Source organism: Alphaproteobacteria bacterium LSUCC0396 (genome assembly GCA_041228345.1).
In the GTDB taxonomy this organism is placed as follows: domain Bacteria; phylum Pseudomonadota; class Alphaproteobacteria; order Puniceispirillales; family Puniceispirillaceae; genus UBA3439.
In genome coordinates this window covers 102906-121234 of sequence record CP166131.1, presented here as the reverse complement: position 1 = coordinate 121234, position 18329 = coordinate 102906, and the positions used below count along the sequence as shown (strand labels likewise).

Sequence of the window (18329 nt, the reverse complement as noted above, 5' to 3'; positions counted from 1 at the left end):
CCCTTATTGGCAATTCTGCCGCAATATTGACAGCCTAGCGCTTGAACGATTGGCAAACACCATTGCGGCCAGCATTATCAATAAACGCAAATAATTGGTCACATTCAGCTGTACCGCTGAATTTTTCACGCACATCACTAAGCCGGCTCGCAAATAGCCCGTTGCCCCTAATCAATTGGCGAAACAGATCGCGCAATCCTGTGATCGTCTCGGCTGCGAACCCGCGCCGCTCTAAACCGATGACATTGACCCCTGCAAGGCGGGCGCGATTGCCGGCGGCGATGCAAAAGGGAATGATATCAGCATCAACGAGGCTATGCGCGCCAATCATCGAATGTGCGCCAACACGGCACCATTGCTGAACGCCGGCAAACCCTCCGAGCATGACATGATCGCCGATCTTTACATGACCGCCGAGTGCTACGTTATTCGCAAAGATAACATTATTTCCTACAACACAATCATGTGCAACATGAGCACCAGCAAAAAACAGCCCATTGTCACCAACGACCGTCTCCATAGCATCAATAGCGGTTCCGGGGTGCATCGTGACATGCTCGCGGATGACGCAATGCTGCCCGATTAGCAGACGTGACGGCTCGCCCGCATAGCGCGTATGCTGAGGCGCACAGCCTAGCACGGCAAAAGGATAAACCTCGCAATTGGCACCAAGCGTTGTGTGCCCCTCAATCGCAACATGTGCGTGAAGATGAACGCCATCACCAACCACTGCATGCTCGCCAATGACACAATAAGGGCCTATTTTTACATCAGCACCAACCTGCGCCGATGGTGATATAATTGCCGTTGAATGAATCGACTCGGTCATTCTAGCGATCCGGGTCAACAATCATGGCACCAAATTCAGCTTCGGCGACCAGCTTTCCGGCAACCTTGGCGGTTCCGGTAAATTTCCATAACGGGCCCTTTGCGGCAGTTTTGACAACGCGCATCTCAATCACATCACCGGGGCGAACCGGCTGGCGGAAACGTGCCTTTTCAATCGTGGTAAAGAAAACCAGTTTTCCTGTGGTAAAATCGGGGGTCGTTGCCGCCACCATCACGGATGCGGTTTGGGCAATAGCCTCGACAATTAACACGCCTGGCATCACTGGAAAATCGGGGAAATGGCCAGCAAAATACGGCTCATTCCCACTAACAGCTTTAATGCCGGTGGCTTCGGTGTCGGGAACAATATTCTCGACACGGTCGATAAGCAGGATTGGCGCCCTGTGCGGGATCAGTTTTTTAATCTGATCAATATTCAAAACATCTATATTTTCCGCCATTCGCCTATCCTTCTATGGTCGTTACCGGCCCATTCATAATACAAATCCCACGTGACTTCACTGCTTATTATGGTTTTGACGTTTTGGCCGCGCCAAGCCGGCGAATTGCCGCCTGATCACGCCAGAACTGCCGCTTTGGCACCGCTGGGAATCCGGCGACCTGTTCACCTGCCGCAACATCCTTTGTCACCCCGCTTCGTGCCGTCAGCACCGCGCCATCACCGATTGTGACATGCGGTGCAATGCCGACCTGTCCGCCCATGGAAACGCCAGCGCCTACCGTCACACTTCCCGAAATCCCGCACTGACCAGCGACAATTGATCGCTGCCCTATTGTTACATTATGGGCAATATGGCAGAGGTTATCCATCATTACATGAGCGCCAATAACAGTGTTACCAAGACTGCCACGATCAATTGCACAGCCACTGCCAATCGACACAAAATCATCAATAATCACCAGACCAAGGTGCGGTAATTTAACCGCCCCATCTTTGGTCATTTCAAAACCAAACCCAGCCGCCCCAATAATGCAGCCAGCATCGATGGTAACTGCATTACCAATCATGCAATGCGATATTACGCTATTTGATCCGATGTAACAGTTTTCGCCAATGGTAACGCCGCGATGCAAAACAGCGCCAGCCTCGACCACAGTGCCAGCCCCAACGTTCGCTTGCGCCATGATGGTGGCTGATGGGTTGATATGCGCACCACTAGCAATATTTGCCAGCGGCGAGATCCCCGTGCTGTCAAATTCCATCGGCGGCGGCAGGATGAGATGCGATAGAGCCTGTGCAAACCCAATTCTTGGGGACGGCACAATCAGAGCGCTATTGCCGCCGTCAATCATCGGAAGACAAGCATCATTGGTAATTACAATCACCGGTTTTACTGTTAAAGTCTTTGCCGCATCAGGATTGGACTGATAGATCAGAGCCGAGGGCGTCGCAGTTTCAAAGGCCGTTATATCGGCAATTACAGTTTTTGCTGGTCCGTGTAATTCAGCCGCACCAATTGCGCCAGCAAGGTCGCCAGCAGTCACCCCCTCGAGAATTTGGTAAAATGCTGAATTGATCGACATTAACCTGCCCTACTGCGCCACCGGCTTTTTGATATCAATCTGGATGCGGGCATCTTTAGTACGATCATTCAGGCGCAAAAGCACCTCTTTCGAAATATTCAAATGTGGCAAAAACATCACGCTAGAGTCGCGATTTAAAATCAGATCAATCTTCCGCTCAGCAGCGATTTGAGTGATCACTTCAATGGCCAAAGTTCGGATATCGCCAAGAGCTTTTTGATAGGCATTGTCTATCGACTGCCTTTTGTACTGAATCTCTTTCTGCACCTCGGATACGCGCGCCTGAAACGCCGTCACAAGCTTGTCATATTCCTCTTTTGCAATCAGCTCTCGCTTCGCCAGCAAATCACGCTCATTCTGCTGCAAATCAACTTCAATCTCGCGAAACTCTTCCTGAAACTTTTCCCGCTGACCGTCCAGCAATTCACGAACACGGCCATTCGCATCAGCGGCCCGCAGCACGCCATCCAGATCAACAAGGGCAATGCGGCGCACTTCCATAGACTGACTATTCTGCGTCTCATCGGGCGGGGATTGCGCCCAGCCCGCCGGTGCTATGCTGACCGCCATGACCAAGGCGATCATCAGCGTAGTTGGCTTAAGATAGTTTAATACCTGCATCACTATAACCTAGTTCCAATATTGAACTGGAATGCCTTTGTTGTGTCATGCGACATTTTGGAGACAGGCTTTGCCCATGAGAATGACAATGGCCCAATCGCTGTCATCCAGTAAATACCGGCCCCAACACTCGCGCGCGCCTTTGATGTGTTTGGATTTGTCACACCAGTTGGATAATCCGTACCCCATAGTGACCCAACATCGCTAAAGACTGTCCATCTGACGCCTGTATCCTTATCAAGGCCTAGGCTCGATACAATTTCCACACGGCCAGCATACATTTTATTGCCGCCAACAGCATCAAGCGAGCCAGTATCGCGTGGGCCGATACCACCAGAACCAAATCCGCGGACATCACGACCACCGAGGTAGAAGCGCTGGGATTGCGTAACCTTGTCACCAAGACCGGTAATATATCCCAATTTACCCGACACTCCGAAAATAACTGATTTAAACAACATGGGCTTGTAATAAGCTGCTGAAAGCCGGGTTCGCAAAAACTTCACGTCACCGCCAAATCCAGACAAAGTCTCATCCATCTCTAGAAGATACCCCTGAGAAGGGTCAAACCGGCTGTCCCTTGTATCTTTTGATAGAACATATTTGATTGATGAGCGCAGGCGAGACTTGCCGTCTTCGCCAGTAACGGACTCAGCTGTAGTTGCGCCGATCGTTGTTTTTGACTGGCTAAGCTCATAATTCAACTGGTGATAAACATCGCGTGCCGCAGCAAAGCCGATACCAAACGACAGCCCGGTTTCATTCACAGTAGTTTCGTCGGTTTTATTCTTTGTTTTGAAGACATCAAAGCTGCCGGTAAGATCACGCCCCTGCAAATAGGGCTCGGTTAGGCCAATATTAAAGTTGGTCTCGGCCCCCGATGTCGAGATCGATAGACTGGCTCTGCGCCCAGTGCCAATGAAATTACGCTCGTTGATGCCGAAGGACACGCTGGATTTATCCAGCGATGAATAGCCAAGCCCAATTGAAAAATCACCTGTTGATTGCTCAGCGACTGTAACCTTTGTGACCGTTTGTTCTGGGCTAGACCCTCGCAATGTTGCAACCTTCACATCGCTAAAATACCCCAGATTTTTGACGTTGCGGATTGAACGATCAATTTTTAACTGATTATAGGCATCACCCTCAACAATCTCAAATTCCCGTCTTATGACGCGATCCAAGGTACGTGTATTATCAACAAACTCTATTCGCTCAACAAAATTACGCTGAGCCTTTTCAATGTTAATTGCGATATCGAGGGTCGCCGTTTCTGGGTAGGTCTTTATCTCTGGCGCAACATTTACAAAGGCATAACCAAAGGACCCTAGCCGGTTGGAGATATCAAGAAGACCCTGTTCAAGCGCGCGAACGTCATACCAGCGATCGTCACCAAAATCGACAAGCTGCTTTAACTCGGTCGGATCGATGCCCTCGATAGCGCTAGAAACAGTGACGTTGCTAACCTGATAACGCGCGCCCTCATTAATCAGAAAGCTAATTGCGAACCCGCTGCGATCGGGAAGCATACCGCCGCGCACACGATCGACCACAATATCGGCATAGCCGCGCGATAAATAAAATTGACGCAGCAACCGCACATCATAGTCAAGTCTGCCCTCATCATATTTATCAGTCGAAGACAAGAAGGCCCACCAGCGCGTCTCGCGGCTCGCAATGTTTTGGCGCAATGCACGGTCACTGAACGCATTGTTACCTGAAAAAGAGATTGAACTAATTTTAATCAACGGGCCTTCATTGACCTCAAAGACAAGGTCGACGCGATTCTCATCAAGCTCGATTATTTTTGGTTCAACCACTGCGGCAAAGCGGCCACTGGCGCGATAGATGTCAATCAGCTTGCGGGTGGCCTCAATCGCCACACTGCGATTGTAAACCCGGCGCGGTTGAACATCGATAATCTCGAGCAAACGCTCATCAGTAAGAACGTCATTTCCCTCAATATTAACCCGGTTGATAATTGGGTTTTCAACCACCGAGACAAGAAGAACAGACCCGTCCAGATTTAGTTTGATGTCCTTGAATAGATTTGTCTCATAAAGCCGTTCCAGCGAGTTACTCAATGATGCTGGTGACGTTAAATCACCAACCCGAACCGGCAGATAAGATTGCACAGTTCCACCCGCAACACGGCGATTTCCCTCAACACGAATTTCGGTAACCCGTACCCCATCATCTGCAAGCTGGGCATTGCCAGACTGAGCCACCACGAGAGCAAGGAATAAACCATAAATAAGGCGAATTAGACCAGTAAGGCGCATGAAGTTTCCGATCCCAAGCAAGATAAGACGCAAAACTATAGACAGCCTAACGGCATAGCGAAAGCCTAACAATGGCCGAATCTATAATTAAATCGCCTAGTTTAGGCTTTAAAACAAAGGCAACCGCTGTCTTTTAACCGGCTATTGGAATAGCCGTACAACATCAATCACGACGAGAAACAGCGTCAAACCCATTAAAATGGCGATACCGCCACGCATCAAAGCTGCCTGAAAGCCAAGCGGCAGTGGCTTGCCGCGCAGTGCCTCAAGCATAAAAAAGGTAAGATGCCCGCCGTCTAGGGCAGGAATTGGTAATAGATTAATCAGCCCAAGATTTATCGAAATAACCGCGGTTAACAGAATAAATGGCACAATTCCCTGATTAAGCACGGCACCCGAAATCTCGGCAATGCGAACCGGGCCACCGACCTCGCCTTGCTGCATATTGCCAGTAACAGCGCGGCCAAGGCTGCGCAGGATCACCACAGACATATGAAACGCGTCAGACGACGCCGCCATGATTGCAGCGCTAGGCCCAAGCCGCTGAAACTCTCCAACCGGCGGTGATTTGACGCCTAAGATGCCAATATCAATCTGCAGCTGCTCATTAAATTGGGGAGCCGGCGTAATATCTAAACTAAGATCGCGTCCATCGCGCTGGATGACGAACCCAAGGGTTTTATTGGGGCTTTCAACAACAAGCCCGCGCATATCGTTGAAATCGCGAATCCCGATGCCGTCGATCTCAACCACCTTATCGCCCGGCTTTAGGCCGGCACTGGCCGCTGGCATATTCGGGATTACATCACCGATAACCGCCGGAATGATCTGTTTGCCAACCGACATATAGACGACCGCAAATAGAAAAATCCCGAGAATAAAATTGGCAATCGGCCCTGCCGCGACAATCGCCATTCGCCAATAAAGCCCCGCATTACTAAAGCTGCCCGTGACGCCTGTGCCCGCGGCAGAGGGTGTGCTGGCCGCATCATCATCACCGCGCATCTTAACATAACCACCAAGCGGAATTGCCGACAGGCGCCACCGGGTTCCCGTTTTGGCTGTCCATCCGTAAATTTCAGGGCCAAACCCAATTGAAAAAACCTCAACAACGACGCCGGCTTTTCGCGCCACCCAATAATGGCCCAACTCATGGAAATACACCACTGGCGTGATTAAAAGCAAAAAGCCAAGGATTAGATCGGTAAAGCCGAGATCGGGCATGAGACATCCTGTAAGAAGCGAGTAAAAATTAAATCAAATAGTGGTGTAATCTAGACCAATTTAGCCATTTTTGAAAACTTATCGCGCTGCCACAATCTGTCGCGCCTCGCCGCGGGCACGCTGATCAATGGCAAATACCGCCTCAATGGTGGTTAAGTCACCATCCAGCCCCAAAGACAGGCACGCATCGACAACCCTCGCGATATCAGGAAAACTGATATTACCAGCTAAAAACGACTCAACTGCAACCTCATTAGCGGCGTTTAAAACAGCTGGCGCATTACCGCCGGCAGCAAGCGCATGGCGCGCAAGGTAATAGCAAGGAAAGCGATCTTGATCGACATTTTGGAAAGTTAGATTGCCCATCGCAGCAAGGTCAAATGGCTCTGGCTGCCAATCAAGACGCTCTGGCCATGCCATAGCGTAAGAAATTGGTATCCGCATATCCGCCCCGCCCATCTGCGCGATCACAGACCCATCACGAAAATGCACCAGCCCGTGGATTGCTTGCTGAGGGTGAACCAGAACATCAATCTTATCGTGCCCAAGGTCAAAAAGCCAACGTGCCTCAATGACTTCTAACCCCTTATTCATCATCGTGGCGCTATCAATCGAAATCTTTTTACCCATTTCCCAATTTGGATGCTTGACCGCAGCCGCTGGCGTAATCGCGCTAAACTCACCCAATGGGAGAGTCAAAAAAGGCCCACCCGATGCGGTTAGGCAAATATGACTTAATTCGGCAGTACGGGCATTTGCTGTGTCGGAAGATTGATGCCCCTTCCACCCATTCCAGCACTGGAAAACAGCGTTATGCTCGCTGTCGATCGGTAAGATATGCGCGCCTGCTTCGATAGCGCGCCGCGTAACGACCGCGCCTGCCGACACCAGTGTTTCCTTATTGGCAATTGCCACTGTTTGCCCAGCGTTGACTGCCGCGAAAACAGATGGCAGACCAGCCAGACCGCTAATGCCCGCAATCACCAGATCAACCGGAATAGTTGCGATGTCGCTGCAAGCCGCCTCACCGGCTACAACTTGGCAGTTAAGCGTCCCAGTCAAATCCTTTAATTGGGCGAGATTTGTAGTTTCGTGAATACCAATTATCTCTGGCTTGAACTCATGCGCCAGTGCCGCAAGCGCCTGAAAGTCTTTTCCCGCGACCAATGCGCGGACAGCAAAACGCTCTGGATGCTGGCGCACTAACTCAAGGCTGCTCTGCCCGATCGAGCCAGTTGCACCCAGAACCGTAATATGTCTTATCTCAGCCATAACCGAAACCAATTAGATAACAAAAAGATATACATATGCCGCTGGAAAAACAAAGACATAGCCGTCAAACCGATCAAGTAGGCCGCCATGGCCCGGCAGAATTGACCCGCTATCCTTGACATTAAGGCTGCGTTTCACGGCGGATTCAAGCAAATCTCCTGCCTGTGACAAAACACCAATGACCAATCCGAAAAATATGGCCTCACCGGCGCCAGCAAAGCCAAGCACCGTTGAAAACAGCATCGTCCCCAGCATGGCAGCAAACAATCCGCCAAGACTGCCTGAAATCGTTTTATTAGGGCTGACCCTCGGCCATAATTTTGGCCCACCGACACGGCGCCCGACAAAATAGGCAGCACTATCACAAGCCGCAATGACCCCCGCCAACGCCAGCAGAATGACGTGACCTAATGGCTGTGATAGCAGCAAATTGGCGCTGGCAAGGCACAGGCACAACCATCCGACAAACATTGCTGCCAACTGGCTGACGTAAACGCCAACGACGATCGCCCCAAGCCCCGCCAATGATAACATCAACAAAGGGGACGGGCTCAAAAGCCATGGCGGCGTTGTTAGAACGCTGATCACCGCCAGAACTATCAGACCAATTGGCACCGGGAGCGCAAGAATGCGTTTTGTCTCAAAACCCATTAAAATGCCGAGGCATAAAACCACCAGCCCGGCGATTTTCTGGTCATACCAGACTAAACCCACAACTGGGATTAACAGCATCGCGCCAAGCAGACGGCGCATTGTGCCTGAAGATTTTGCCAGAATGGTCAATCTAGATCACTTTTCACCATATGAAATTTGACAACATCACCCGATGCCCCACCAAACCGGCGATCACGCATCGTGAAACTATCCATGGCTTGCGAGAGATGTTTTGTGGTGAATTCAGGCCAATAAACATCCGTGAAGTAAAGTTCGGCGTAATGCAAATCCCACAGCAAAAAGTTCGAAATTCGCTTTTCACCACCAGTTCGGATGAGCAGATCAACCGGCGGTAGCACGCTGGTCGAGAGCCGCGATTTCAACAAATCATCATTGACCTGACTGGCCTTTAACAACCCTGTTTCAACTTCATGCGCTATTTGTCCAGCCGCCGCCGCGATATCCTGACGGCCACCATAGTCAAGCGCAACTGTCAGATTCAAGCCGGAATTGCCAGATGAGCGCTTTTCAACATCGCGAATTGCACTTTGCAGCTCATCCGAAAAGCGGTCTCGCCGACCAACAATGCGCAGCCGGATATTTTGGTCAATCAATTCTTGTGACTGGGTAAGAATAAAACGCTTCATCAGCGCCAAAAGGCCGGCAACCTCACTGGATGGGCGCTGCCAGTTTTCAGCCGAAAAAGCGAACACGGTCAACCATCGGATCTTATATTCAATTGCGGCGCGGCTGACCACTTTCAATGTGTCTGCCCCCTGATGATGACCCTTTAAAATCTCGAAACCATGCGCGTTCGCCCAGCGGCGATTACCATCCATAATAATTGCTAAATGATTCAAAGATTGCTGCATTTCGACCCTTTTCGAAATTGAAATAGAGCGCAACTCATACTTGCGTTATCTCTTTTTCCTTATGCGAAAGAGCATCATCGACCTTTTTTACAAATTCGTCGGTAAGTTTTTGAACCTGATTTTCTTGCGCATGACGGTCATCTTCAGAAATCAATCCATCTTTTTCGGCTTTACGCGCAATTTCAATACCGTCGCGCCGAACATTACGGATCGCAACACGGCACGCTTCAGCATAGCGTCCAGCAACCTTCACCATATCCTTGCGGCGTTCTTCAGACAGATCGGGGATCGGCACGCGAATAAGGCTGCCCTCGGCCGATGGGTTCAGCCCAAGGTCAGACTCGCGAATCGCCTTTTCAACCGCTGGCGCCATTGATGCGTCCCAAACAGATACGGTCAACAGCCGTGGCTCAGGTGCCGAGATGTTTCCCACCTGATTCATCGGCATCTTTGATCCATAGGCATCGACCATGATTGGCTCAAGCATACCAGTGGAGGCACGCCCCGCACGCAACCCCATGAATTCGGTTTTGAGGCTTGCCAAACTTGCGTCCATGCGGCGCTGAATATCATCAATGTCAAGTTCTGCCATGATTATCCCCTATTACGGTCGGTAGGGCTGCCCCACCATTTTTCATTATCTTTTAAATCAGGAAACGATGGTAAATCGCCCCTCATGCTTTACAACGCGTTCAAACTCCCCTGGCGTTTCAATCGAAAACACCAAGATTGGAATATTGTTTTCTCGTGACAGTGAAATTGCCGATGCATCCATAACACGCAAATCATCGGTTAAGACTTGCATATAGCTAAGCTTATCATATCGCTTTGCATCTTTGTTCTTTTCAGGATCGTCGGAATAAACACCATCGACCCGCGTGCCCTTCAGCAATGCCTGACAATTCATCTCAGACGCCCGCAATGCCGCGGCCGTGTCGGTCGTAAAGAACGGGTTCCCTGTCCCTGCGGCAAAGATGACAACGCGGCCTTTTTCGAGGTGGCGCGTCGCCCGACGCCTGATGTAAGGCTCGCAGACAGCACTGATGTTAAGGGCCGATTGTACACGCACCGGAACATCAATTTGTTCAAGCGCATTCTGCATCGCCAATGCATTCATCACGGTTGCCAGCATGCCCATATAATCGCCGGTGGCGCGTTCCATACCGGCAGCGGCACCTGACATGCCGCGGAAAATATTGCCGCCACCAATGACGAGGCAAACCTCGACACCTGTGGCGACAACGTCTTTGACCTGCTGGGCAACGGTTCCAACCATTTCAGGATCAATGCCATAGGGAAGTTTTCCCATTAAGGATTCACCAGAAATTTTCAGCATCACTCGGTTATAGACATGCGGCGATGCGGGTTGGGACGATTTTGTCACTGGCAGGCTACTCCTTTAGATAGATCGTGTTTGAACCCCAATTATGCCAGTTGCGCTGCAACTTCGGCGGCAAAATCAGACTCTTCGCGCTCAACACCTTCGCCAAGATTAAAGCGGACAAATGCCTTTAAGGCAATATCAGCGCCTGCATCTTTTTCAGCTTTCGCGATTACGTCGGCAACGCGGGTCTCACCATCAATGACAGATGTCTGCTCGAGCAATACAACTTCCTGATAGTATTTCTTCATCCGGCCTTCGACCATCTTTTCGGCAATTTCCTGTGGCTTGCCAGATGCTTTTGCCTGTTCGATCAAAACATCGCGCTCACGGGCAACAGCGTCAGCATCCAGATCTTCGATCGATAGGCTGGCAGGTGACGTTGCTGCAATATGCATCGCAATCTGCTTGCCAAGCGCAACCAGAGCAGCCTCATCAGCGGCTGATTCCAGAGCAACAAGCACACCAATCCGGCCAAGGCCATCAGCGGTTGCATTATGCATGTAAGGCACAACGGCGCCATTGCTGACTTCGAGTGTCTGCATACGGCGAAGTGACATATTTTCGCCAATGGTAGCAATCTTCTGAGTCAGTTCATCGGCAACATTTCGGCCGGTTCCCGGAAAATCGAGACCTTTCAGCGCTTCGATGTCGGTTACGTTCAGTGCCAAATTGGCAAGCGCCGAGGCAAATGCCTGAAATTCGCTGTTGCGTGCCACAAAATCTGTTTCAGCGTTCAATTCAACGACAGCACCTTTGCTGCCGGCAACCGCGATACCAACCAAACCTTCAGCCGCGACACGACCCGATTTTTTAGCGGCAGCCGCCAGACCTTTGGTGCGCAGCCAGTCGATAGCGGCGTCCATATCACCATCGGTTTCACCGAGGGCTTTTTTACAATCCATCATGCCCGCGCCAGATTTCTCGCGCAGTTCTTTTACCAGAGCAGCAGTAACACTCATCTCATCGTTCCTTATTTCATAAAGACAAAATTAATGGCAGCGTGCCGCCATTTCGTAAATTTCAAATGCTGCCAGCAAGGCGCCAAGCCAGACAACGAGCCAGACAACGAACCAGGTCCAAAGCCCGCTGGCAGCAATGTGATTTAGGCGCTCGCAGCCGTATCGTCAGTTGCAGCTGCTTCAACTGGGGCTTCAGCTTCAGCCGGCGCGGCTTCAAGCGCAGGTTCAGCCGGTGCGGCTTCAAGCGCAGGTTCTACCGGTGCTTCAATAGCTTCACCGGCGTCACCACCTGATTTCATCAGTTCGGTTTGCAGACCGTCCAGAACCGCAGCCTGAGCCAGCTCACAATAGAATGTGATGGCGCGCATCGCGTCATCATTGCCCGGAATAAGATAGTCGACGCCGTCAGGGTTGGCATTGCTATCGACAACCGCAACAACGGGGATACCAAGCCGGTTGGCTTCCTGCACGGCAATCGCTTCTTTATTTGTGTCGAGGATAAACAGCATATCAGGAATGCCGCCCATCTCTTTGATACCGCCAAGCGTACGCTCAAGCTTTTCTTGCTCGCGGGTGATCTGCAACGCTTCTTTTTTGGTCAGCTGGTTGACCTCACCACTTTCAAAGCGGCTTTCAAGCTCGCGCAGACGGCGGATTGACTGAGATACGGTTGTCCAGTTGGTCAACATACCGCCAAGCCAGCGATGATTGACAAAATATTGGCCACAGTTTTGCGCTGTTTCAGCGATTTTTTCAGCAGCAGCACGCTTGGTACCGACAAACAATACACGGCCACCGCGTGAGGTTACATCACTCAACGCTTTCAATGCTGCGTGAAGCATTGGCTGTGTTTGCTGAAGGTCAAGGATATGCGTTTTGTTGCGCTCGCCAAAGATGAACGGTTCCATCTTTGGATTCCAACGACGTGTGCTGTGACCGAAATGGACGCCCGCTTCAAGCATTTGGCGCATAGTAAATGTAGGGAGAGCCATAAAAATTACTCCTGTTCTCCGGTTGAACCTCCATGAGGGAAATGAAAGGCACCTGCCCTCACCGGATGGCCCATCACGCAGAGTTTGCTGCGCGGGGGCCGCCCCCATGTGTGAATTAGCCGGTTACTTACTATCAACCGGTTGGAAAAGCAAGCCTTACCGGTGAAAATGGCAATATTACCCAGATACTCAGCCGCCAGCAGCCCACCGCTATAATTCCTGAACGTTAAGGATGCCGGGCATCCGCCGTAACTCCTGCCGCAAATCACCGCTTAACTTGAACCTGCCGGGAAGCCCGATACAAACATCCTGCCCCTTGATATTAAGCTGAATCTTCACCTCAGCCTTGCCGGGTCCATCGGCTTTTAGGGCCTCTTTTAGCCTTATCAGCGGCTTTTCATCCTGAACCCAGAGTGCAACCCCGCCGTGCCATGCAGCAATAGCATCATCAAGCAATTCAACACGAGCTGCCAGCAAACGCGGCCCGTTATCCTCAACTTTGAGGTTGGCTACGATCAGCAACGGCTTTTCCCGGTCCAGCAAATCATTGGCTTCAGCTAAAACGTCGGAAAAGAACGTTACTTCAAACACACCCGTTTGATCGGTAAGTTGAACAAAGGCAAAACGGTTGCCCCGCTGTGATACACGCACCTGTTTCGCCGTGACTGATCCGGCCAGATTAACACGCTGCGGCGCGCGGCCAGTTTTCACCTGATCGGTCAGCTCAGCGTGCGATGTTACCCGCAGACGTCCAAGCTGATTTGCATAGCTATCCAGCGGATGCGCCGACAGGTACAGACCAAGCGCATCAAACTCCTCTTTCAGCCGATCCATACCAGCCCAATCAGCCATCTCGCGCAATCTGATACTATCGTCAATCACCGCAGCATCACCACCAAACAGACTGACCTGATTAGACTCGGCCTCGCGGCGCATTGTGTCTGCATGGGAAAGGATTAAATCCATATTTTCAATCAGTTCACGACGGTTTTTGTGAATATTATCAAGCGCACCTGCCCGCACAAGCCCTTCCATCTGACGCCGATTAATCACTTCGCGCGGCAATCGCTGAAGAAAATGCTTTAAGGACGAAAAGTGCCCTTCAACATCTCTAATTTCAGTGAGGCGGCTCATCGCCTCGGCACCAACATTTTTCACGGCTGACAGTGCATAGCGAATGGCCAATTCACCATCGCCGCCATTTATGTTTATTTTTTCAACGGCGAAGCCAGACGATGATTGATTGATATCAGGCGGTAAAACGGCAATGTTCTTTTGCTGACATTCCTGTCGGAACACTGCCAGCTTCTCGGTATTCCCTGCGTCAAGCGCCATCGACGCCGCCAAAAATTCAACAGGATAATTCGCCTTTAGATAGGCAGTCTGATAAGACACCAGCGCATAGGCGGCCGCGTGTGATTTGTTAAATCCATAGCCAGCAAAGGCCGCGATCTGGTCAAAAACATCAGATGCCAACTGTTCCGACAGCCCGCGCTTTGTTGCCCCGGCGATAAAAATCTGCCGCTGTTCGTCCATCTCCTCTTTAATCTTTTTACCCATCGCACGGCGCAGAATATCCGCAGCACCAAGCGTGTAATCAGCAAGCACACGCGCCGCTTGTTGCACCTGCTCCTGATAAATCATAATGCCATAGGTCTCGGCCAAAACAGGCTCTAGATCAGGGTGCATATAGGTGATCTGCGAAGGATCATGTTTTCGGGCAACATAATCCTTGATGTTTTCCATTGGCCCCGGCCGATAGAGCGCCACTACGGCAATAATATCTTCAAAACGGTCAGGCTTTAGCCCGCGCAGCACATCACGCATCCCGCTGGATTCCAGCTGAAACACGCCAACCGTGTCACCATTGGACAGCATTTCAAAGGTCGGCTGGTCATCAAGCGGGATTGACCCCAGATCAAGCTCGATCCCTCTTTCGCCAATAAACTCGACCGCCCGCTGCAAAACGGTCAGGGTTTTAAGCCCGAGAAAGTCGAATTTAACAAGGCCGGCCTTTTCCACCCATTTCATGTTGAATTGCGTCACCGGCATATCGGATCGCGGATCGCGGTAAAGCGGTACCAACTCAGCAAGCGGCCGATCACCGATAACCAGCCCCGCTGCATGGGTAGAGGCGTGCCGGTAAAGCCCTTCAAGTTTCATCGACACATCAATCAGATCGGCAACCTGTTCATCATCGCGGCGCTGCTGGCGCAATTCCTCTTCAGACACAAGCGCCTGCGCAATCGTTGTCGGCTTGGCCGGGTTATTCGGGATCAATTTGGCAATTCGGTCAACCTGCCCGTAAGGCATTTCCAGCACACGCCCCACATCACGCAAGGCAGCCCGCGCCTGCAATGACCCGAATGTGATGATTTGCGCAACTTTATCGTGACCGTATTTATCCTGAACATAGCTGATCACCTCATCCCGGCGATCCTGACAGAAATCAATATCAAAATCGGGCATGGATACGCGTTCAGGGTTCAAAAACCGTTCAAACAGCAGCCCCCATTTCAGCGGATCAAGATCGGTAATCAATAACGCCCAAGCAACAACCGATCCAGCACCCGAACCACGACCGGGCCCAACTGGAATATTTTGCGCTTTGGCCCATTGAATGAAATCAGCAACAATCAGGAAATACCCCGGAAAGCCCATTTGTTTGATGACATTCAGCTCAAAACTCAGACGGTCAAAATATGGCTTTGCCGCCTCGTCACGCGCAGCCTGATCCATCTCGTCAGTGAAAACGTGACCTTCCAAGCGCCCCTGCAACCCGGCCTCTGCCTGCGTAGTGAGTTCCTCCTCCTCGTTCCGACCATCAGCAGACTCAAATGGTGGCAAGATCGGATCATGCTGTTTTGCCATCGTGCTACACCGTTTGGCGATGACCAATGTATTGGCAATTGCCTCAGGTATATCTGCAAATAATTCTGTCATTTGGACAGAGCTTTTAAAGTAATGCTCCGGCGAAAAACGTGGGCGATCAGCCTCGGAAAACTTTCTGCCGGTGCCGATACAGACCAGCGTATCATGCGGCTGGCTCATCTCAGCATTTTCAAAACGGCAGTCATTGGTCGCAACCAACGCCGCATTCAGCCGGTCAGCAATCGTTAGTAGATGCGGTTCTGCCGCCCGTTCCACGCCAAGGCCATGACGTTGCAATTCGATATAGAACCTATCACCGAACAAGGCCGCAAGCTGATCGGCGCGCGCACCCGCCAAGGCCGGCCTACCGTCACCAGCCGGTGCCCCAATAAAGCCAGCCAAGGCGCCGCCACTTAACAGGATAAGCCCATCAGCATGGGCCGCCAAATCATCCAGCGAACAGGCCGGATCATGCACCGCATCAGCCTCAAGCAAAGTCTTTGACAGCAATTTTGAGAGGTTCGTATAGCCAAGGTCGTTTTTCGCCAAAAGTACAATCTCGCCCTGACCTTGTGAGTCTTTGAGATTGATCTGGGTGCCCATGATCGGCTGAACGCCAGCGCTTGCCATCGTTTGCGCAAATTCAAGCGCACCGAACATATTATTTGTATCGGTAATCGCCGCGGCCGGCTGCCGGTCATCGGCAATCAATGACGCCAGAGATTTTATGCGCAGTGTTGATTCGGCCAGCGAATAGGCACTATGCAGTCTGAGATGGACAAAATTGGCGGGCATTACAGGCTTTCAGCAATCAACAAGGAAGCCCCCTGACACTACCCCAAAGCCGCGCCGTAAATCTAGCCAATTGAGATGATTTTACCATCGGCAATCGTCAGCACCGAGTCCATCTTTAGAGCAATTTGTTGATTATGCGTAACCACCAATGCCGCGGTACCAGTTGCCCGTGTAATGGTCGAGAGGTGGTGAAACACATCTTTTGCTGTATCAGGGTCAAGATTGCCGGTCGGCTCATCAGCAAGTAGCACACGCGGCGCATTCGCCACCGCACGTGCAATCGCCACACGCTGCTGCTCGCCGCCCGACAACAAACCGGGGCGAAAATCTGCACGCGCTTGCAATCCAACCATTGCAAGCAATTGCTCGGCGCGGGTGGCCGCCTCATCACGATCAAGCCCGTTTAGCATCTGCGGTATCATCACATTTTCATGCGCAGAAAATTCGGGTAAAAGGCGGTGAAACTGAAAAACAAAGCCGATATGGGTTCGCCGTAATCGTCCACGTCGTGAACGGCCCAGCTCGCCAGCTTCCACACCATCAACAAACACTGCGCCAGCATCTGGCCGCTCCAAAAGACCGGCAATATTCAGCAATGTCGATTTACCTGATCCTGATGGGCCAACCAGTGCCTTCATTTCGCCAGCATTAACGGCGAGGCTGGCATCGGTCAGAACGTCAAGTTTAACCGTACCTTGGAAATAGCTGCGCTGGATATTGCGTAATTCCAGCAAAGGTCCGGATGATTTTGCAGTTTCGATATCACTCATAGCGCAATGCCTCAGCCGGCGCGATTCTAGATGCACGCCATGCCGGATAGAGGCTGGCCACAAACGACAACCCCAATGCCATCAGCACGACCATCAGAACTTCCTGCGGATCAATTTTTGCAGGCAGATTAGACAGGAAATAAATCTCCGCTGCAAATAACTCAGCCCCCGACAGACTTTCGATCGCCCCTTTGATCGCATCAATATTCCAACAGAACAGCATCCCCGCCAGCGTACCCGTAATAGTGCCAACAATGCCGATGCTTGCCCCCGTCATCAAAAATATGCGCATTATGCTGCCGCCACTCGCTCCCATGGTTCGCAATACGGCGATATCAGCATTTTTTGACCGGACTAGCATGATCATTGACGAAATGATGTTAAAGGCCGCAACGAGGATGATCAGCGTCAAAATCAGGAACATGACGTTGCGCTCAACCCTTAAGGCGTTCAAAAAGCTGCGGTTGCGCTCAACCCAGTCAAAAACGCGCAGATCATCGCCAACAACCTGCCTTACGGACTGACGAAGCACAGCAATCTTTTCGGGCGCTGATACATAAATTTCAAGACCGGATACGGTGTTTTCATAACCTAAAAATCCAGCTGACAGATCAAGAGGCATAAAGACAAAGCTGGAATCATATTCGTACATACCAACATTAAAGATACCCACAATTTTGAATTTACGGCGGGTTGGCACAGTGCCAAATGCGGTTGCCTTGCCCTTGGCGGTGGTCAAAGTCACACTATCGCCAGATGTCACCCCAAGTTTGAACGCCATTTCACGGCCAATCAACACCCCGCCCCCGTCCCGGAAACCATAGATTTCAGCCTCGCCAAGCGAATTCCATAGCGGTTTGCGCACCGCAAGATCAGACCAGCGCACCCCGCGCACGACCGCACCGACGCTGACACGGTTCTGCGTTGCCATCACTTGACCTTCGATTTGCGGCGTAACAGCGATTACATCACGCATATCGGTTATTTTAAGGGCCAGCTGATCAAAATCTGCGATCCCGCCCGGCTTGCTGGAATAAACAGCAACATGGCCGTTCAGCCCAAGTATCCGGCCAACCAGCTCAGCCCGAAACCCGTTCATCACCGACATCACAACAATCAGCGTTGCAACGCCAAGCGTGATCCCCGCAAGCGAAAACCAGGCAATTACCGATATAAACCCCTCGGCGCGGCGCGATCGCATATAGCGAAACGCTAACATCCGTTCAACCGGAGAGAAAAAATATCTCATCAAATAGCCCT

At 51.2% G+C, this 18329-nt stretch carries 16 protein-coding genes; all 16 read right to left on the bottom strand.

The window, feature by feature from the left end; genetic code table 11:
• Positions 1–34: 34 nt before the first annotated feature.
• The 16 genes from lpxA to AB8881_00505 all read right to left on the bottom strand — a co-directional run bounded on the left by lpxA (position 35) and on the right by AB8881_00505 (position 18318).
• On the bottom strand, positions 35–829 hold the full coding sequence (lpxA, locus tag AB8881_00580; protein XDZ63424.1) for an acyl-ACP--UDP-N-acetylglucosamine O-acyltransferase: 795 nt from the start codon (positions 827–829) through the stop codon (positions 35–37).
• 1 nt (position 830) lies between these two features.
• Positions 831–1289 carry a 3-hydroxyacyl-ACP dehydratase FabZ gene (fabZ, locus tag AB8881_00575; protein XDZ63423.1) on the bottom strand — a complete coding sequence of 153 codons (459 nt, stop codon included), beginning with the start codon at positions 1287–1289 and terminating at the stop codon, positions 831–833.
• A gap of 67 nt (positions 1290–1356) precedes the next feature.
• Positions 1357–2373 (bottom strand): UDP-3-O-(3-hydroxymyristoyl)glucosamine N-acyltransferase, encoded by a 1017-nt coding sequence (lpxD, locus tag AB8881_00570; protein ID XDZ63422.1) that lies wholly within the window; start codon positions 2371–2373, stop codon positions 1357–1359.
• Between the two features lie 9 nt (positions 2374–2382).
• Positions 2383–2994 (bottom strand): OmpH family outer membrane protein, encoded by a 612-nt coding sequence (locus AB8881_00565; protein XDZ63421.1) that lies wholly within the window; start codon positions 2992–2994, stop codon positions 2383–2385.
• A 2-nt stretch (positions 2995–2996) separates the two neighbouring features.
• On the bottom strand, positions 2997–5276 hold the full coding sequence (gene bamA / locus AB8881_00560) for an outer membrane protein assembly factor BamA (protein ID XDZ63420.1): 2280 nt from the start codon (positions 5274–5276) through the stop codon (positions 2997–2999).
• A 141-nt stretch (positions 5277–5417) separates the two neighbouring features.
• The gene (gene rseP / locus AB8881_00555) at positions 5418–6500 is read right to left on the bottom strand and encodes an RIP metalloprotease RseP (protein ID XDZ63419.1); all 1083 of its coding nucleotides are present in this window, start codon (positions 6498–6500) and stop codon (positions 5418–5420) included.
• 78 nt (positions 6501–6578) lie between these two features.
• Complete coding sequence (dxr, locus tag AB8881_00550) at positions 6579–7772, bottom strand: 1-deoxy-D-xylulose-5-phosphate reductoisomerase (protein XDZ63418.1); 1194 nt, start codon at positions 7770–7772, stop codon at positions 6579–6581.
• Between the two features lie 12 nt (positions 7773–7784).
• Positions 7785–8555: a phosphatidate cytidylyltransferase gene (locus AB8881_00545; protein ID XDZ63417.1), complete on the bottom strand. Its 771-nt coding sequence runs from the start codon at positions 8553–8555 to the stop codon at positions 7785–7787.
• Complete coding sequence (gene uppS / locus AB8881_00540) at positions 8552–9298, bottom strand: polyprenyl diphosphate synthase (GenBank protein ID XDZ63416.1); 747 nt, start codon at positions 9296–9298, stop codon at positions 8552–8554. The genes AB8881_00545 and uppS overlap by 4 nt, the downstream gene beginning before the upstream one ends.
• 34 nt (positions 9299–9332) lie before the next feature.
• Positions 9333–9890 (bottom strand): ribosome recycling factor, encoded by a 558-nt coding sequence (gene frr, locus AB8881_00535; GenBank protein XDZ63415.1) that lies wholly within the window; start codon positions 9888–9890, stop codon positions 9333–9335.
• A gap of 57 nt (positions 9891–9947) precedes the next feature.
• Positions 9948–10634 carry a UMP kinase gene (pyrH, locus tag AB8881_00530; GenBank protein ID XDZ64474.1) on the bottom strand — a complete coding sequence of 229 codons (687 nt, stop codon included), beginning with the start codon at positions 10632–10634 and terminating at the stop codon, positions 9948–9950.
• Positions 10635–10723: 89 nt separating this feature from the next.
• A complete protein-coding gene (gene tsf / locus AB8881_00525; protein XDZ63414.1) occupies positions 10724–11641 on the bottom strand; it encodes a translation elongation factor Ts in 918 nt (305 codons plus the stop codon).
• 143 nt (positions 11642–11784) lie between these two features.
• Entirely contained in the window at positions 11785–12633 is an 849-nt protein-coding gene (rpsB, locus tag AB8881_00520) for a 30S ribosomal protein S2 (protein ID XDZ63413.1), read from the bottom strand.
• A 210-nt stretch (positions 12634–12843) separates the two neighbouring features.
• A complete protein-coding gene (gene dnaE / locus AB8881_00515) occupies positions 12844–16299 on the bottom strand; it encodes a DNA polymerase III subunit alpha (protein XDZ63412.1) in 3456 nt (1151 codons plus the stop codon).
• 62 nt (positions 16300–16361) lie between these two features.
• A complete protein-coding gene (locus tag AB8881_00510) occupies positions 16362–17069 on the bottom strand; it encodes an ABC transporter ATP-binding protein (GenBank protein XDZ63411.1) in 708 nt (235 codons plus the stop codon).
• Positions 17062–18318, bottom strand: coding sequence for a lipoprotein-releasing ABC transporter permease subunit (locus AB8881_00505; GenBank protein XDZ63410.1), 1257 nt, complete (start codon positions 18316–18318; stop codon positions 17062–17064). The genes AB8881_00510 and AB8881_00505 overlap by 8 nt, the downstream gene beginning before the upstream one ends.
• Between the last annotated feature and the right edge of the window lie 11 nt (positions 18319–18329).

Coding starts and splice junctions, on each gene's coding strand:
- dxr (XDZ63418.1), bottom strand. CDS start 7,772: ATGGCTGAGATAAGACATATTACGGTTCTGGGTGCAACTGGCTCGATC.
- frr (XDZ63415.1), bottom strand. CDS start 9,890: ATGGCAGAACTTGACATTGATGATATTCAGCGCCGCATGGACGCAAGT.
- rpsB (XDZ63413.1), bottom strand. CDS start 12,633: ATGGCTCTCCCTACATTTACTATGCGCCAAATGCTTGAAGCGGGCGTC.
- AB8881_00505 (XDZ63410.1), bottom strand. CDS start 18,318: ATGAGATATTTTTTCTCTCCGGTTGAACGGATGTTAGCGTTTCGCTAT.
- pyrH (XDZ64474.1), bottom strand. CDS start 10,634: ATGCTGAAAATTTCTGGTGAATCCTTAATGGGAAAACTTCCCTATGGC.
- fabZ (XDZ63423.1), bottom strand. CDS start 1,289: ATGGCGGAAAATATAGATGTTTTGAATATTGATCAGATTAAAAAACTG.
- uppS (XDZ63416.1), bottom strand. CDS start 9,298: ATGCAGCAATCTTTGAATCATTTAGCAATTATTATGGATGGTAATCGC.
- lpxA (XDZ63424.1), bottom strand. CDS start 829: ATGACCGAGTCGATTCATTCAACGGCAATTATATCACCATCGGCGCAG.
- bamA (XDZ63420.1), bottom strand. CDS start 5,276: ATGCGCCTTACTGGTCTAATTCGCCTTATTTATGGTTTATTCCTTGCT.
- dnaE (XDZ63412.1), bottom strand. CDS start 16,299: ATGCCCGCCAATTTTGTCCATCTCAGACTGCATAGTGCCTATTCGCTG.
- tsf (XDZ63414.1), bottom strand. CDS start 11,641: ATGAGTGTTACTGCTGCTCTGGTAAAAGAACTGCGCGAGAAATCTGGC.
- AB8881_00565 (XDZ63421.1), bottom strand. CDS start 2,994: ATGCAGGTATTAAACTATCTTAAGCCAACTACGCTGATGATCGCCTTG.
- lpxD (XDZ63422.1), bottom strand. CDS start 2,373: ATGTCGATCAATTCAGCATTTTACCAAATTCTCGAGGGGGTGACTGCT.
- AB8881_00510 (XDZ63411.1), bottom strand. CDS start 17,069: ATGAGTGATATCGAAACTGCAAAATCATCCGGACCTTTGCTGGAATTA.
- rseP (XDZ63419.1), bottom strand. CDS start 6,500: ATGCCCGATCTCGGCTTTACCGATCTAATCCTTGGCTTTTTGCTTTTA.